This is a genomic window from Psychrobacter sp. ASPA161_6, assembly GCF_051970285.1.
Lineage (GTDB): Bacteria > Pseudomonadota > Gammaproteobacteria > Pseudomonadales > Moraxellaceae > Psychrobacter > Psychrobacter glaciei.
Genome location: NZ_JBEFNJ010000003.1, coordinates 306,142 through 323,498 on the forward strand (window position 1 = coordinate 306,142; position 17,357 = coordinate 323,498).

The window sequence follows — 17,357 nt, forward strand, 5'->3', positions numbered from 1 at the left end:
AGCAAAATCATTTTATAAAAGTATAGAAACAAAAAAGACGCCTCAAATTTGGGCGTCTTTTTTGTTTCTATACTGAGTTATAGCTATACTAATTAATACTTATATCTATTGCTTTTAAATCAATTAATTTCAAGCCACTTTTGAAGTAATACCATTCACAAAAAATAGAGTAGCAAGGAAGAAGAGTGCAAGTACTACCTATTATAGGCTAAGCGATTTTGACACAGCTAATCGTATTTTTGGCGTTTGGTATAAGCTATGCCCATATTAGCCAACTTTTTAGCAGATCACTTAAGGCTTTATCATCATAGGCGGCGCTATGGCAATAATCGATGCCAGCCGCTTTTAGCCCATGCTCAAAACTGTCTAAATATTGCGCTTGATCTGGAACGTACCAATACACTAATAAAGCACGGTACTCACTCTCGTAGCTTTCGAACTGGCGTATACGCTTGGCTATGACTTCAGCATTACTCGATGGCACGTCTTCTGCAAACATCACCATATCGACTTTTCTCGTATTTAGCTCATCGATAACGAGATGCCCCTGCTGATGACAGATGACCACTGCTCCCAAACGCTGTAGCTCATCCACCAAAAACCCTGTCTCATGAATATAATAATAAACCACAACCAAACCAGCCAACAGGTTTTTCTGATGAACTTGGTGTTTATTGGGCAAAGGAATAGTGAACATGAACTGTGTACCGACGCCTAAGGTACTCTCAACCTCGATAGTCGCGCTCATTAGCTGAGCGATTTGTTTGACCACTGGCAAGCCGATACCCGTCCCCTCATATTGACGGGTTTGTGATGAATCTACCTGAAAAAATGGGTTGAAAATATCCTCGATATAATCACTATCGATCCCAATACCGGTATCTTTAATAGTGATTTGCCAACGGTTACTGTTGTCAAAGTGGGTCAATTGCGAGGTAATACTAACTTGCCCTACTGGGGTAAACTTAATCGCATTACTAAGGAGTATCGATAGTACCTGTTTTATTTTTTCGACATCGCCTTCGAGAGTATAGTCTATATGATAGACATGGCTGAGTAACGTCAAGCCTTTTTGTTTAGCAATAGACTCAAAATCCACCAACAGATCAGCAATTAACTGAAGCGGATTAAACTCACTCGAATGGATGCTAATCTGACCTTTTTGTATTTGATTCAACTGAATGATTTGGTCAAGCGACAATACCAATTTTTCACTGCCATTACGAATGATATCTAACGCGTCTTTTTGCTCATCACTTAGTCGCTCATCATCTAATATCTGTAAGCCGCCCACAATAGCATTCAGCGAGGTTTTTAACTCATGGGTAATCATACTTTGAAAATTATGCAGCTGTACATTTAAAGACAAATCCTTATGATGTAACTGCTGCTCAAAAACAGCAAGTGCTTCATAGTCTTGTTGTGCCTTTTGCAAGCGATCAAACAGAACAGTGAAAGTCTGCTTAATTTGCAGCAGTTCTTGAAACTTAAACTGCTGCGAAATAACGGGCAGCTGTTCAAGCTCTGGGTGCTTGCTAACGATTTCACATACGTCGGTTAGCGCTGCAATATCTTTGACAGGCCAGCTAAGTTTGCGCAGAATATATAGCATCCAGATGACAGCCAATATAGTGGTGATAAGCCATAATAGTAAATTGCTGCGCAACCAGTTGGCACGCAGTTTATCTACGTCCAAAGTTATATTGATATAGCCAACCAAGGTACTATCATCAGTTAGCGCCTCAGGGTCTAGCGGATCGATCATGTTATCTGATAAAGGCTTGTCTGTTTGCTCAGTCGCGGCTATCGTTGCAGCGCTATCGGTAGTGATATCGTCACTGACAACCGGATAATTGAAGCTGACCGTATCAGCGAACAAAGCGTTTTGCCAATCATCGTGTGACTGGTAGGCTGTGAACCTATCTATATCTGCAATAGGCTGCGGCGTTGAATAAAATAAAATACTTTGGATATTTGGTTCTGCCGACAACACAATACTGACTTGCTTGGCAACAGTATCTGCACCGTCTATCGTCGATGCACTGCTCGTCAGTAAGGCAGCCAACTGCTGAATATGCCGATGCTTTTGCTGATAGTGATACACAAAACCATAGACAAAAGACAATAGAATACCTACCAGCACAGCCAAAATGATGGCCTGCACGACAGAGCGCCAGATAAACTTAGGAAGGATTTGCAACGGCTGGTTGTTCATGTCACTCAACTGAGTTAAGACGACTGGTTATTTATATTACAGGTATTTGCAAGATATGATAAGAGCAACATTAGTATACTCTGTTGCAGCCTTGTTATAACAAAGCTGCAGCAGGGTATACTTTGGGGCTTTATAAAGAACCGAAAGGTAATAAGCCTACCGCTTTAACGAGGTTTTTTATCTTTGGTGGTGAACTTTTGCGCTCGATTGCGCTCACGCTGACGCAACTGCTGCGCCTTCGCTTTGGTCGGCGTGTCGCTTTTGTTGGCGTATGGGTTTTCGTTCAGCTTAAAGACTACGTTAAGTGGCGTACCTTCGAGCTTGAACACCTGACGGAATTGGTTTTCTAGGTAGCGCTGATAGCTTTTAGGCAGCGAGCCAGTTTGGTTACCATGGATAACAATCACGGGTGGATTGTGACCACCAATATGGGCATAACGTAGCTTGATACGACGACCAGCAACCGTCGGTGGCGGATTGGCGGTCACTGCATCTTGTAAAATTTGGGTCAAACGGTTGGTTGACACTTCAAACATAGAAGATTGGTAAGCGCGTAAGATAGATGGATATAAATTACCCACACCAGTACCGTGTAATGCTGAGATTAGATGCACTTTTACATACGGAATGAAGTTAAAACGGCGATCCATCTCAATTTTGATATAGTCTCTTTGATCTTGTGTCAGACCATCCCATTTATTGATTGCCACCACTAAGGCACGACCTGCATCGAGTGCATAGCCGATCATATGCAAATCTTGGTCAACGATACCTTCGTGGGCATCAATGACAATAACCGTGACGTTAGAATCTTCAATCGCTTGCAAGGTTTTGATAACCGAGAATTTCTCTACTTTTTCATCGATTTTTCCGCGGCGACGAACACCAGCGGTATCAATCAATACGTAGTCTTTGCCATCGCGCTTATAAGGGATATAAATGCTGTCACGTGTGGTGCCAGGCATGTCAAACACCACGACGCGATCTTCACCCAATAAGCGGTTTACCAAGGTAGATTTACCAACGTTTGGACGACCGATAATGGCAAGCTTTAAGCCTCTTGGTTCTACCATCGCATCTTGTTCAGGCATGTCAGCGGTCAGTATTTCTAGTAAATTACCGACACCGCGACCATGACTGGCAGCCATTGGATACGGCTCGCCCAAGCCTAAAGCATAAAACTCTGCAGGCGCGGAGTCATGTACACCATCGACTTTATTGGCAACCACATAAACGGGTTTACCAAGGGTATGCAAGAATTTACCGATTTCGGCATCAGCGCCAATCATACCAGCACGGGCATCAACCACAAATACGATGATGTCTGCTTCGTGAATAGCAGTATGCGACTGCTCAGACATATAATCATCGATGTTGCCGCTACCATCATCAGCTTCACCAATACCGCCCGTATCGACGACAATAAAGGCTTTGCCTTCATATACCGCATCGCCGTATTGACGGTCACGAGTCAGCCCTGACAAATCAGCAACCAGTGCCTGCCGACTTTTAGTGAACTGATTAAATAAGGTAGATTTACCGACGTTTGGACGACCAATTAAGGCGACCACAGGCTTGATACTCATGGGTTACTCTCAGTGAAGGGTACAATGACGGATAAGACAGCTACTCGTTTAATAATATGAGTAAATATACTGCGCTTGACCGTAAACTAAAATGAATGATAAATATAAAACGATATAGTCAATACTCTATAAATCAAATACGGTGTCAGGCTCGCTTAGTCTACTATTTGTAGTACTTTCACTCGCCTTTCTTGTATCTAAATTATATTAAACTGACTATAGCAATAAAAATGAATTATTGGCTATTTTACAATAATAGATGATATATCTAGTGGCTGCATTATTACCAAATACTGGGTATAGATGTCATCTAATAGACATCATATACAGGCACTACATACCGCCATTATATAGAGATAATGTTGGCAGCGCATCGGTCGCATAGAGTACGCGAAACCTCAGCGTTAAACAAGCCATTTGCAAAAGGCACGAAACGCCGACGAAGCAGCGTTTATTCCTTATAATGTCGACATAGCCTCATCATAGCATCGACATTGAGCAGTACGCTTAATCACAGGCTTAAAAAAACCTTATTAATAAAGCGCCTGCCCATAAAATCTTAGCGAGCCAATTGCCAAATAGCAACTTGACCTGAGGTACTTTGGGTCAACAAACGGCTACCTTCTACTTGCAAGTTGGTGAGCGCGCCTTTGGTCTCTACACGGCTGACGATTTTTCCGCTGGCAGGGTCAAATAAATGCACGACCCCATCATAATCACCCACTGCAATATAGTTTCCAATCATAACAGGGTTGGTTAAGTGGCGATAAGCCAACTCTTCACTTTCCCACAACATCTCACCACTGTTGCGATCATAAGCGACCACTTTTCCGTCCAAGCTGGTGGCAATAACTTGCTGGTTGTTTACTGTAAGCGCTTTTAGGCTGGCAAGATCATTAATAAACATGACTTGACGTGATGCTAAATCAATGCCTAATAATTGCCCACTATAGCTAATGGCAAACAGCTGATTGTCACTGACGACAGGTTTGCCATCGACATCGCTCATACGCTCAACTTCGCTACTGCCTGCACCAACACCAACACGTCTTGACCACTGCGGTAGACCGCTATCGGTGGTCACAGCATGTAAACGCCCATCAGCCGTAGCCAATAATGCTGTTTTATCATCTAACAAAGTTGGTGCCGCACTACCACGTACGCTGATAGCGGGTACTTGGGTAGCAAACTGCCATACTGACTGGCCAGTCTGTAGTGATAAGCCGTGCAAGAAACCATCATTAGCTGACAAAATCACCCGATTATTAGTAATAAGTGCTGGTGACAATACCGATCCTGATAACTGCTGCTGCCAGCGTTTTGCGCCAGTAGTGCTATCAAAGGCCATAATTTGACCGCCACGCGTGCTGACAATCGCAGTTTGACTCAAGGCATCTATTGCGACACCACCTGTGATTTGATCACCTACATTGACTGACCACAGCTCTTGACCGGCATTATTAAAACCAGTCAAATCACCACCGCGCGAAGCAGTAACAATTTGCGAGTTGGCGTAACCCACTTGCAAATCAAGTGGATCTTTTTTGCTGGCTTTTTTGTTACCGACATCAGTGCTAAACACAGGCTGTAGCACGCTAATAGGCTGCGCAATTTGCACCAGTTTAACAGGATCGTTGACGACGGGTTTGATACCGCGATTACAGCCAGCGACAGCTGTTGCCATCGCTGCGATGACGGCGACATGCATGATCGTCATCTTAATGGTTTTAGCCTTTAACGTGTTGCTAGAGCGAATAGATTGAGTCATTATAAGTTCTCACTACAAATAAATTAACAATTAATAAATTAGCCATCAGTAAATAAGCAATTGATCCGTAATAAAAAAGTTCGGTATATTGACCTTAACTTTGAATACTACCCTGCTGACTTGCTGCGCTACTTAGTTTGTAGAACGGTTTTAGTCATTCGATAATTGAGTTATCAGATAAATCATTAAAACTAAGAGGGTTGTTCAGTAGCAGCTGTCGTATTTTCAATCACTAATGGCTGCTCAGCAGTGGCAGACTCTTGAATTAGGCTAGCTTGCGACTCGATAGGCTCAGGCACGATACCAAGACTTTCCATTTTTAAAGCCAATACCGCACGTGTTTCTTGACGACTGCGTAATAATTCCCAAGCATTGTTATAAGACTTAATCGCTGAGTCTTTATTGTCTTGTGCCAAATACACATCACCCAATAACTCTTGCTGACTGGCTTCAAATGAGCTTGGCATATCGTTGTTGGCTTCGGCTAAGGCTGCATCTGCATCACCAGCAGCCAATAGCGTTTTGGCATAACGCAGACGGGTAATTGCTGTTAAACCTGCATCACCCAAATCGATTGCCAGTGCTTTTTTTAGCGTCTCGCTTGCCCCTGTAAAGTCATCACTATCAACTTGCTGGCGCGCTTTAATCATCAGTGCTTGCCACGCATAAACTGACTCACCATGCGTGCTCACCAAAGTATCAATATCTTTGTCTAACTGCGTACGGCTCTCTGCCAGTGCCGTTTTCGCCTCTGCTTCTAAATCTGGGTTTTGTGATGCCAGACTGACTTCTTCATTCAACCGCTGGATGTCCGCATAATGATCAGCAGCAACCGTATCCACACGGGCATGATTGTCCTGCCAATACGTCCAGCCAAAATAGGCAGCCAGTGCCAATAGAATCGCAGTGACAATATAACTGCCGTACTGCTTTAGGGCTTGCATTGAGTTGTCTGCATTCGGCGAATTGGGTGTCAGAGCCATAGGTAGTTACCTGATATAATTGTTATTAAATTACTGATATTAAAAACCAAAAAAGCCAAAACTGATTATTTTCGAGAAAAATTATCTTTACTTAACAACCAGTCTTGCATAACGGTCTTTTGCTCGCCTGTCTGCATGTCTTTGATGCTAATGGTATGATCGTCCAGCTCTTGCTGCGCAATAATAACGGTCAGCGCTGCACCAGATTTATCCGCCTTTTTCATTTGCGCTTTCAGACTCGTCGCACTGGCCATTTTTATCCGTAAGTCTGCACGGCTATAGCGTAAGTTTTGCGCATAACCAATACCCGCGCTATAAACATCTGGGTGAGCCACGACAAAGACATCGCAAGCTGGCATATCAGCAATTGGAGCAACAGCTTCCATGAGCAATAATAAACGCTCAAGTCCCATAGCAAAACCAACCGCAGGCTCAGACTTTACTGGTTTTTTGTCGTCTTTATCATCACGTCCGCCGATAGACTTTAGCTGCCCGATCAAACCATCGTAACGCCCGCCAGCACAAACCGTCGCTTGACTACCAAGCTTGTCGGTTACCCACTCAAAGACGGTTTTGTTATAGTAATCAAGACCACGCACTAAATGCGGGTTAATCTCAAAACTGATGCCAAGGTCGGTCAAATACGCTTGCACTTGTTCAAAATGCGCCACGCTCTCTGCCCCTAAAAAGTCAGCAAGCTTTGGCGCGTCTGCCAATACCGCTTGGGTGCTCGCCTCTTTACTGTCTAAAATGCGCAATGGATTGGTCGTCAAGCGGCGTTTGCTATCATCGTCTAGCTGATCTTGTTTGTCGGTTAAATAAGCAACTAGCGCCTCGCGATAAGCATGACGCTCATCCAGCTCGCCCAAGCTATTCAGCTGCAAATGCATCTCATCTTTTAGACCCAGCTCTTGCCACATCAGATGCGTCATGGCAATCAGTTCAGCATCGGCATCCGGTAGTGCACTACCAAAGCTCTCGACACCCAATTGATGAAACTGGCGATAGCGACCTTTTTGTGGACGTTCATAGCGGAACATCGGGCCGATATACCATAATTTTGGTGTATCACCGCGCAGCAAGTTATGCTCAATCACAGCCCGTACCGCGCCAGCTGTGCCTTCAGGACGCAATGCTAAGGGTGTTGGTGGCTCAGACTTATCCGTAAAGCTATACATCTCTTTTTCGACAATGTCGGTTGCTCCGCCAATAGCACGGGCAAACAAATCAGTTTGTTCTACAATTGGCAAACGAATATGTTCATAACCGTATCTACCCAGCACATCAGCCAATATCGCCTCTAGATGCAGCCATTTTGCGGATTGGTCAGGCAAAATATCATTAAACCCTTTAATAGCTTTAATCATGGTACGGTCATATCCTTAAAAATTTTAACAAGTATTCTATTATTGTTGTGACGCTTCAACGAGCGCTATCGGAATCTGAATTATCCCAGCTTATTTTACCCGAATGATCTCATTCTCACGTTTTTTGGCCAGCTCTTCTGCATGCGCGCGAACCATACTTTCTATTTCATCAACCAAGTTATTAGTGTCGATAAGATGGCTTTTTTCACCCATACGATAGACCAATGACTTACGTGCAGCGCCAACGATACCTATATCAGATTCCTTCGCCTCACCTGGGCCGTTCACTTTACAGCCAATCACTGACAAATTCATCGGTTCGCGCACATCTTCTAAGCGTGACTCTAATGCGGTCATCACTCTAATCACATCAAACTCTTGACGTGAGCAGCTCGGACAAGCAATAAAGTTCACGCCATTAGAACGAATATTGAGCGATTTTAAAATATCAAAGCCAATTTTAATTTCTTCTTCTGGCTCTGCTGCCAACGAGATACGAATGGTATCGCCAATGCCGTCCAATAATAAGCCACCGAGAGCAATGGCGGACTTGACCGAACCGGTACGATAAACGCCAGCTTCGGTGACACCTAAATGCAGCGGATTGTCGATTTGGGCAGAGATAAGACGGTAGGCATCCATAGTCAAAAATACATTACTGGCTTTGACCGAGACTTTGTATTGATCAAAGTTCAGACGTTCTAAAATATCGATATGACGCATCGCCGATTCTAGCATCGCCGCGCCATTCGGCTCTGTATATTTGCGTTGAATGTCTTTTTCTAATGAGCCAGCATTGACGCCGATACGAATAGGAATGTTATGATATTTGGCACAAGCGACGACTTCACGTACTTTGGCATCGCTACCGATATTACCTGGATTGATACGTAGACAATCTGCACCCGCTTCGGCAACCGCTAGCGCAATCTTATGGTCAAAATGCACATCCGCTATCAATGGGACACTGACCAGCTTTCGAATCTCACCAAAGGCTTTGACCGTATCCATCGTTGGCGTTGATACGCGCATCAGATCGGCACCAGCTTCAACGCAGCGTTCGATTTGAGCCACGGTCGCGGCCACATCACAGGTGTCCGTATTGGTCATGCTTTGCACACTTATCGGTGCATCGCCACCAATCGCGACATCACCGACATAGATTTTTTTGGTCAAACGACGGTTAATAGGCGATGGCATTGACATACATAAATCCTTTAATTAAAACTAAAAAGCAATAGGCTCAAATACAAAAAATACTAAGGAGCCAACTCAAAACTGGCCTGCTTATCCGTTGCATAAGTATCTAGAGCGACGGCTTCTTGATTCAGCATTAAGCTAACATTATCGACATTATCAATCTGTACATTAAATGGTGGCATACCTGATAATTTATAGTCACCAGCGGTCTGCGCACCATTCATCAAGTTGCTACCAGAAGCGTCAGTAATGCTGATAATGGCGTCATCTGTCAGTTTGACGTCTAAAACTGCCACATTGGTATTGGCATCACCGCCTAAATTGAGCGCAGAGCCAGACGCGCCGACCCCATTGGCATTCGTATTAATCGCTGCACCTTGTGCTTGCTCGACGGCTGATATGTCCTCGACAGCGACGGTTGGTTCTTGGTTATTTTCTTTGCTCGCATTGCTCACCATACGAAATAGAAATATCGCTAAGATGATTAACCCGATAACGCCTATGATTAACAAAGGGTTAAAACGAATACGGTTATGCGTATCACGCTGCAATGTACCCATTGGACGCAAAGGCGTATCGGTATTGTTTGCCAATTGAGCTTTGAGCTCTTTGGGATAAGCGGCATCAAAGCTGCTTGCAATTTTTACCGGATCTAAATCCAAAAATTTGGCATAATTAATCGCAAAACCACGAGCAAAAGCGGCTTGCGGTAGCTCAGAGAAATTCTCACTCTCTAGCGCTTGTAGATGTCGTTTTAAAATAAATAGCTCAGCTGCCACCTCTTCTAAGCTGACTTGCTTATTTTTTCGGGCTTGTTGCAATACAGCACCAAATGATCCCTGCTGGTTAGATTGAGTGTTTGATGATGGGGTGGTCATTTCCATGGTGCCTCTGGATTATTAAGCCAAGTCTTAAGTTGTTTTGCCTCGTCGCTTAATGGATAAGCGGATAAAAGCTGCTGTGCCAATTGCTGGCGCGTTGTTTTGTTATTTTGTGCAGCGGCAATTTTGATGCCTTGCAATAGTAAGCGCGGGCTAATGCCCTGCCCTTGTACCAGTATCAAAGTCTCATCATAGAGCCGCTGTGCTTGTTGCACACGCTGCTGCTCAAGCAATAAATCCACCAATTCAATATGGGCAATAATACTGTTGCGATTGCCATCTAACGCCCGCAAGAATGCTTTGGCGGCTGCCGGATGATCATCGAGTTGCAGGTAAGTGCGACCCAAGTTTTCTAATGCCCCAATACGGCCTTCATAGCCTAATGCTGCACCGGCGATTTCAAACTGCGCCGCTGCTTCTTTATAGCGCTTCATCTGCGACAAATAAACGCCATAATTATTGTGCGCCTGCTCAAAATCTTTATCAAGCGCGATGGCTTTTTTAAAATACTGGCCGGCTTTTTCAAGATTGATGCGGCTGCCTTCTTGCTGCAACAAAACGCCCATCATATCATAGGCTGGCGCGTAACGGCTATCCGCAGCAAAGGCTTTTTCTAGCTGACGCTGCGCGGTATCAAGCTCGTTTTTGCGGATATATTGCGCGGCAAGTGAGGTGCGCACACGAGCAATCTCTTGTTGATCCAAGTTGCGATCGCTAGTCGGTCGCGTGGACGTTTGATAAGGGGTGCTACCCGTTAGATCATTGGTCGTCGTACTTTGACAGCCGCTCACTAGCAAGCCTGCCAATGCACTTGCCAGCAGCATACGCTTTGGCGTAGCCAGTGACTCAATCGCTGATATCAACGGTTTGAACGCTGAAAGAAATGGTTTTTGATATTTGAACTGACAAGAATCTTTAGAAGTCATCATAGCCGCCATCATAAAACTGTGGTTCAGTACAGGGGATCAAAGAAGCATCAGTTTAATAGATTTAGCCCCCATAAGTACAATTTAGTTACTATTAATTGCTACCTTCATGGTTATTAGCAGTTATGACTACAATTTTATTACCGTTGTGATGGATAAAAGACAGCTAATTATCAAACCTTTATAGGCTGTTTATCATTTCTATCAATACCGTCTTCAGTTATCAATACCACTCTAAATCTTCTATGCTACCTCAAACCATATTACCCTACACGTTTTCACGATCTTTGATGCTTTGCTGCCACGCTGCCGAACGTCTAGTACGATCAGCAACTTGTCCGACTAATTGACCACAGGCCGCATCGATATCATCACCACGGGTTTGGCGAATCGTACACACAAATCCTGCTTCACTTAAAATATTGCTAAAAGCGTGGATACGATTATTGCTTGATTTATCGTAATTGGCATGTGGGAATGGATTAAACGGTATCAGATTAATTTTGCTTGGCAAATCACCTAATAAAGCCACCAATTGATGAGCGTGCTCATTGCTATCATTGACACCATCTAGCATTACATATTCAATCGTCACATGCTTTTTATGGCGCGGATTGACGTCATAAACATAATTGCGAGCGGCTGCCATCAACTCTTCTAGCGGATACTTTTTATTAATCGGCACTAGCTCATTGCGCAGCTCATCATTGGGTGCGTGCAGTGAAATCGCTAACGCCACATCGATATCTTGCGCCAACTGATACATTTTTGGCACGACACCTGAGGTTGATAATGTCACTCGACGTTTTGACAAACCATAGGCGTGATCGCTCAGCATCAGCTCCATCGAACCAACCACTGGCTTGTAGTTTAGTAGTGGCTCGCCCATGCCCATCATCACGACGTTGGTGACGTTATTTTCCCATAAGCTATGATCGACGTTTTCTAAGCTGTCATTGTCGTCAGTCATATAAGAGGCATTAGCTACCCATAATTGTCCGATGATTTCAGCCGCCGTTAAATCGCGCTCAAAACCCTGTTTGCCAGTACTACAGAAACTACAATCCAGCGCACAGCCAACTTGTGAAGACACGCATAAAGTCTTACGACCATTTATCTTGCTGTCATCTGCTGGAATCAGTACCGTCTCAACCAATGAGCCACCAGTCACTTCGAACACCCATTTCCGCGTGCCGTCATCACTGTATTGGCGATGAATGACTTTTGGCGGAACGACGCAAGCATTGGCTGATAATTTATCACGCAATGATTTGCTAAGATTGGTCATTTGCTCAAAATCGGTCACGCCCTGCTGGTATATCCACCTAACCACCTGCGTTGAGCGAAAAGGCTTTTCGCCAATGCTCTTAAAATACTCTGCAAGTTGGGCTTGCGTCATTCCTAGCAGGTTGGTTTTTGCCTGCGCTTCATCTACTAGCTTGATACTATCTGTTAGTTTAGTAGGGATATGTTGGATAGGTGATTGAACAGTGGACATAATAGATAACCTTTTTGCATAAGCTTAAATAAGCGGTGCAATTGTTTATATGGATGTTGTCATACATACATAATATATGAGTGCATGAGCAATCCGTTATGAGCGCATTTGATAAAAACATGCTGATAAGGGATTGATAACGCTACGTAAAACCAATAATGAGGCAAGTCGTTAAAGATTTCAATGAATAATATGGTCACAGAATTCTAAGCGGATACAAGGCAGCCGACTGCAGATTGTACAAGTAGTACATCTAAGGAGGGTAACGCCGTAGCAGTTTAGTAATTCTTTGACTATAGGATTATTATAATAGCTAAAACGGCTTATACCCATAAGATATAAGCCGTCTTGCAAAACTAATTATTAATAACCAACACTATAAACGGATATTAATAATTGCTGCTACTAGCGCGTACGTGCACAAACTTCATCTTCATTGAAGAAGTAGCTGATTTCACGTGCAGCTGATTCAGCTGAATCTGAACCATGAACGGCGTTTTCATCGATGCTGCTAGCGAAATCAGCACGGATAGTACCTTCAGCAGCGTCTTTTGGGTTAGTAGCGCCCATGATTTCACGATGCTGAGCGATAGCATTTTCGCCTTCTAGTACTGATACCAATACTGGACCTGACATCATGAAAGATTTTAGATCGTTGTAGAATGGACGCTCAGCGTGCTCAGCGTAAAAACCGCCTGCTTTTTCGTCATCAAGTTGCATCATTTTTGCTGCAACAATTTTTAGACCAGCTTGCTCGAAGCGGCTATAGATAGCACCGATGTGGTTGCCAGCAACTGCGTCAGGTTTGATGATAGATAAAGTACGTTCGTTAGCCATGAAAAGCTCCTAATAAATGATAAATTCAATAAAAATAAAATGGTCAATGCTTTGTTTTATCTTTGGCCACAATGCTGGCTTGGGCAAACTTAAATAACTCATTGTCTATCAATACGATAATATGAGCGCCAACATAGGATTGCTGCCTATTATAATGATTAAGACTATAAATGATAGGGTTAATTTATGACCGTACCTTGCATAAAAGTAAAAACCCCAATGCTCAGCACTGGGGTTTTATCATTCAATCTACCTATTCATAGTGGGACAAATATAAAGCTGATACAAGGAAGACGAGTGCGAATTGTACAATTAGTACATTAAACGAGTCTGACACAGTCACAGCTTTATATTTGGTTCACTATACTTACGCGTCGTATGGGTCACGCAATACGATGGTCTCTTCGCGGTCAGGGCCAGTTGAGATGATATCGATAGGGCAATCGATCAATGCTTCGATACGCTTGATGTATTTTTTCGCATTTTCTGGCAAGTCGTCATAATTGGTGATACCAACGGTTGACTCACTCCAGCCTTGTAAGGTTTCGTATTTTGGCGTAACTGACTCATAGAATTCAGCATCGTGCGCGCCTTTACATTCAGTCTCAGGCAAGTCGTAACCCACACCGATAAGCAGCTCTTCTAAGCCATCCAACACGTCAAGCTTAGTCAAGCAAATACCTGATAGGGAGTTCAGTACCACTGCACGACGTAAGGCTTCGGCATCGAACCAACCACAGCGACGCGCACGACCAGTGGTGGCACCAAACTCATGACCGACTTTGGCTAAATGTGCACCAACATCATCAAACAATTCAGTTGGGAACGGGCCACTACCAACACGCGTGGTGTAAGCTTTGGTGATACCCAGTACGTAGTCTAAATACAATGGACCGATACCAGTACCAGTCGATACGCCACCAGCAGTGACGCTTGAGCTGGTCACAAACGGATAAGTACCATGATCGATATCAAGTAATGTACCTTGAGCACCTTCAAACATCAGGTTCTTGCCAGCAAGGCGCAATTGATTAAGGTCTTCGGTCACATCGGTAACCATACCTTTAATTTCTTCTTTCCATTCTTTACAAAGCTTCAATGTCTCATCAAAATCAATCGCTTCAACTTTATAATACTGGGTCAATTGGAAGTTATGATATTCGATAAGATTGCGTAATTTTTCCTCTAAATCATCACGGAATAAATCAGCAAGCTTGATGGCACGGCGCGCTACTTTGTCTTCGTACGCAGGACCGATACCGCGACCCGTCGTACCGATTTTACCAGTACCGCGCTTGGCTTCGCGTGCTTGGTCAAGTGCGACATGATAAGGCATGATAAGTGGGCAGTTTGGTGAAATGCGCAGACGCTCACGTACTGGTACGTTATTGTCTTCCAGCTCTTTCATTTCTTTTAACAGTGCGTCAGGTGCTAACACCACCCCGTTACCGATGAAGCAGGTGACGCCTTCACGCAGGATACCTGATGGGATTAAATGCAAGACGGTGGTTTTGCCATCGACAACTAACGTGTGACCTGCGTTGTGACCGCCTTGAAAGCGAGCAACTGCTGAGGCTTTTTCGGTTAGTAAATCAACGATTTTACCTTTACCTTCATCGCCCCATTGGCTACCCAAAACTACGACATTCTTACCCATGATCAATCCTTACCTTTATGTATTGAGGTGTGTGCAATAACGGTTTAAAAAACTAAAATGATTTTGATAACGTCAAAAAATAACAGTCACGATAGCAACATTAAGTATGGCTTAATAAAGCTGTGTTTACACGCTCTGTAACTGCCACTCATTGTCTGCGAAACTTAAGCGATGCGTGACATCTGCTGGATGGTCTTGAGTATCTAATGGCATGGTAACGCGATAGCCCTGCTGACGTAGACTTTCCACTTGTTGTAACAGCGTCTGCTTCTGGGTCTTATCGGCATTGTGCAATGCGGTATAATCCACCAGCACAATGCTTGGCGTATCAAGCTGCGTATGCGCGAGTAAACGGCTGACGTCCATACTAAAGCCGGTAGCTTGACGCGGCTGTTGGGTATAGCTCTGCATACCATCAAAACGTCCACCCCGTACCAACGGCTGGGTTTCACTATTGATATAACCGTTAAAGACAATACCCGTGTGATAATGATAGCCTGACAACTCTGTCACATCGATACTGACCGGACATTGCCATTGCTCTTGTAGATGGGCAGTGAGGCGTTGCAACTCATCAACAGCCGTTGCGATTTGCGTATCCTGCTGTGCTGTCGCTGACAGTTTTGCCAATAAATGCGCCATATCATGACCAAAGCGCGCCAATGCGTAAAAATCATCACCCATCGGTAGTGTTTGGCAAACCCGCTTTAGTTCTGGCAAATTCTTATTGGCATACAAGTTCATCAACTGCTGAGTATCGTGCACTGGCAGTTCAGCCAATTCAGCCAAACGCTTAAATATCGCTACGTGACCCAAGTCGATGTGCAAGGTGGCGCTCATATCCAAGCTATTCACCATGCTAAACAATACATCTATCAGTTCGATATCGGCAGCCAGTTCGCCGCAACCAAAGATCTCAGCACCCAATTGCAATGGCGTCCGTGAGCCAAAAAGCCCTGACGGCAAGGTATGAATCACATCACCTGCATAGCAATAACGAGCAATACCCGTGCCACCGTGATGCGCATCGATACGTAAAATCTGCGGGGTAATATCAGCGCGCACGCCCATCAAGCGACCAGTTAGCTGATCGATAATTTTGAAAGTTTGGCGCTTTAGATCTTCTGAGGCATCACTCAGCAGCGACTCGGTGAATTCAATCATTGGTGGATTGACCAACTGATAGCCGTGAGTAATCAGCTGCTGCGTAAGCTTGTGCCTGAGCACTTCTTGCTTTTGGGCATCTTCAAACAGCACATCCACCACCCCATCAGGCAACAACCAACTATTGGCAACGTCGCTGGCAAAGTTATTCAAATATGGCATGCTAGTGGAGGTAGCCGTGTTTTCGGCAGGCTGAGCCACCGCTTCATTTGTCGTATTTAACTGGGCAAGTTTTGCAGAATCAGAACTGACAGACACAATAAATCCTTGTTTGGCGTATCGCTTACCAAAAACGCGGTACTGATGCGGTACTTATGCAGTACTTAAAGGTTATCTTTACAATTGCATTGACACTGTGCATTTTTATTTTTAACGCGCAACATCATTGACCCAATTATTTATGAACAAACTAGGTAACCGCAAAAGGGTGAGTAATAAGTATAAGTTAGGACGATAAGACGAGTATCTTTATGCGTTAATAAACCGCGATAAGCTAATAAACCTTAATAAATCACCAAGGCACTTTATGCTTTAGTTTAGCATAGCAGTTAAGGTTCGCCTAGTGACAATTCGCCACAATCACTATCTAATTGCTGGTCATTACTGTCAAAGACACGGCGATTATAATCGTGTTAGATACGTTGTGGTTCAACTAAAAATGTTAATATCGCCTTGGTATAATGAAGACTGTCATAAGCATGGTGAGAACCACGTTTTCGACTCAGACTCATGGTACACTACCCTATACTTTTATCTCGGAAGCCTTATGTCATCTGATTACCACCCAAACCCAGCCATTAACCAAAGCAACGTCTTAGGCACTGCTCTTGCCAGCTGTTGCTTTGATCCTATTACCGGCTTTTATCGCAATGGCTTTTGTCACACTGGCAATCACGACGTCGGTCAACATACCGTTTGTGCCAAGATGACCAGCGAGTTTTTAAACTTCTCCGCCAGCCGTGGCAACGATCTTATCACTCCGCTACCTGAGTACAATTTTGCTGGTTTACAGCCCGGTGATTACTGGTGTATCTGTGCGCTGCGCTGGGTCGAAGCGTTAGATTTCGATATCGCGCCACAAATAAAGCTAGAAGCTTGTCACGAAAGCTTATTAAGCTTAGTCGATATTGAAACCCTAAAAAGCTATGCCCTATAGCTAAGGTGAGCAAACGATAGCAGCGTTTACGACAAATTTGGATTATTGAAGTTTTTTATTATATGACAGGAAAGTATATGGAAAATGATAATAATCAATTGATTAAAAAAACGGCTCAT

13 protein-coding genes are annotated in these 17,357 nt (G+C 43.9%); 1 reads left to right on the plus strand and 12 read right to left on the minus strand.

Annotated elements, in window-relative coordinates:
• Window positions 1-256: 256 nt before the first annotated feature.
• The 12 genes from ACTQ9T_RS10540 to ACTQ9T_RS10595 all read right to left on the minus strand — a co-directional run bounded on the left by ACTQ9T_RS10540 (window position 257) and on the right by ACTQ9T_RS10595 (window position 16,340).
• Window positions 257-2,215, minus strand: a complete 1,959-nt coding sequence (locus ACTQ9T_RS10540; protein ID WP_440465013.1) for a sensor histidine kinase — start codon at window positions 2,213-2,215, stop codon at window positions 257-259.
• Between the two features lie 164 nt (window positions 2,216-2,379).
• Entirely contained in the window at window positions 2,380-3,801 is a 1,422-nt protein-coding gene (gene der, locus ACTQ9T_RS10545; protein WP_010199034.1) for a ribosome biogenesis GTPase Der, read from the minus strand.
• A 559-nt stretch (window positions 3,802-4,360) separates the two neighbouring features.
• The gene (gene bamB, locus ACTQ9T_RS10550) at window positions 4,361-5,569 is read right to left on the minus strand and encodes an outer membrane protein assembly factor BamB (RefSeq protein ID WP_440465014.1); all 1,209 of its coding nucleotides are present in this window, start codon (window positions 5,567-5,569) and stop codon (window positions 4,361-4,363) included.
• Window positions 5,570-5,760: 191 nt separating this feature from the next.
• Window positions 5,761-6,552: a YfgM family protein gene (locus ACTQ9T_RS10555; protein WP_010199032.1), complete on the minus strand. Its 792-nt coding sequence runs from the start codon at window positions 6,550-6,552 to the stop codon at window positions 5,761-5,763.
• Between the two features lie 65 nt (window positions 6,553-6,617).
• Window positions 6,618-7,919: a histidine--tRNA ligase gene (gene hisS, locus ACTQ9T_RS10560; RefSeq protein WP_440465015.1), complete on the minus strand. Its 1,302-nt coding sequence runs from the start codon at window positions 7,917-7,919 to the stop codon at window positions 6,618-6,620.
• Window positions 7,920-8,009: 90 nt separating this feature from the next.
• Window positions 8,010-9,125, minus strand: coding sequence for a flavodoxin-dependent (E)-4-hydroxy-3-methylbut-2-enyl-diphosphate synthase (ispG, locus tag ACTQ9T_RS10565; protein ID WP_010199030.1), 1,116 nt, complete (start codon window positions 9,123-9,125; stop codon window positions 8,010-8,012).
• Window positions 9,126-9,178: 53 nt separating this feature from the next.
• Window positions 9,179-9,997, minus strand: coding sequence for a helix-turn-helix domain-containing protein (locus ACTQ9T_RS10570; protein ID WP_240216797.1), 819 nt, complete (start codon window positions 9,995-9,997; stop codon window positions 9,179-9,181).
• Window positions 9,994-10,929, minus strand: a complete 936-nt coding sequence (gene pilW / locus ACTQ9T_RS10575) for a type IV pilus biogenesis/stability protein PilW (protein ID WP_440465016.1) — start codon at window positions 10,927-10,929, stop codon at window positions 9,994-9,996. Before pilW ends, ACTQ9T_RS10570 begins: the two co-directional genes overlap by 4 nt.
• Before the next feature lie 265 nt (window positions 10,930-11,194).
• Window positions 11,195-12,424, minus strand: coding sequence for a 23S rRNA (adenine(2503)-C(2))-methyltransferase RlmN (rlmN, locus tag ACTQ9T_RS10580; protein WP_189586531.1), 1,230 nt, complete (start codon window positions 12,422-12,424; stop codon window positions 11,195-11,197).
• A 405-nt stretch (window positions 12,425-12,829) separates the two neighbouring features.
• Complete coding sequence (gene ndk / locus ACTQ9T_RS10585) at window positions 12,830-13,261, minus strand: nucleoside-diphosphate kinase (RefSeq protein WP_189586527.1); 432 nt, start codon at window positions 13,259-13,261, stop codon at window positions 12,830-12,832.
• A gap of 367 nt (window positions 13,262-13,628) precedes the next feature.
• The gene (locus ACTQ9T_RS10590) at window positions 13,629-14,918 is read right to left on the minus strand and encodes an adenylosuccinate synthase (protein WP_010199020.1); all 1,290 of its coding nucleotides are present in this window, start codon (window positions 14,916-14,918) and stop codon (window positions 13,629-13,631) included.
• Window positions 14,919-15,044: 126 nt separating this feature from the next.
• A complete protein-coding gene (locus ACTQ9T_RS10595) occupies window positions 15,045-16,340 on the minus strand; it encodes an ATP phosphoribosyltransferase regulatory subunit (RefSeq protein ID WP_440465017.1) in 1,296 nt (431 codons plus the stop codon).
• Window positions 16,341-16,848: 508 nt separating this feature from the next.
• On the opposite strand from ACTQ9T_RS10595, the gene ACTQ9T_RS10600 reads away from it, so the two are divergent.
• A complete protein-coding gene (locus tag ACTQ9T_RS10600) occupies window positions 16,849-17,238 on the plus strand; it encodes a DUF2237 family protein (protein ID WP_010199013.1) in 390 nt (129 codons plus the stop codon).
• The last annotated feature ends 119 nt before the right edge of the window (window positions 17,239-17,357 follow it).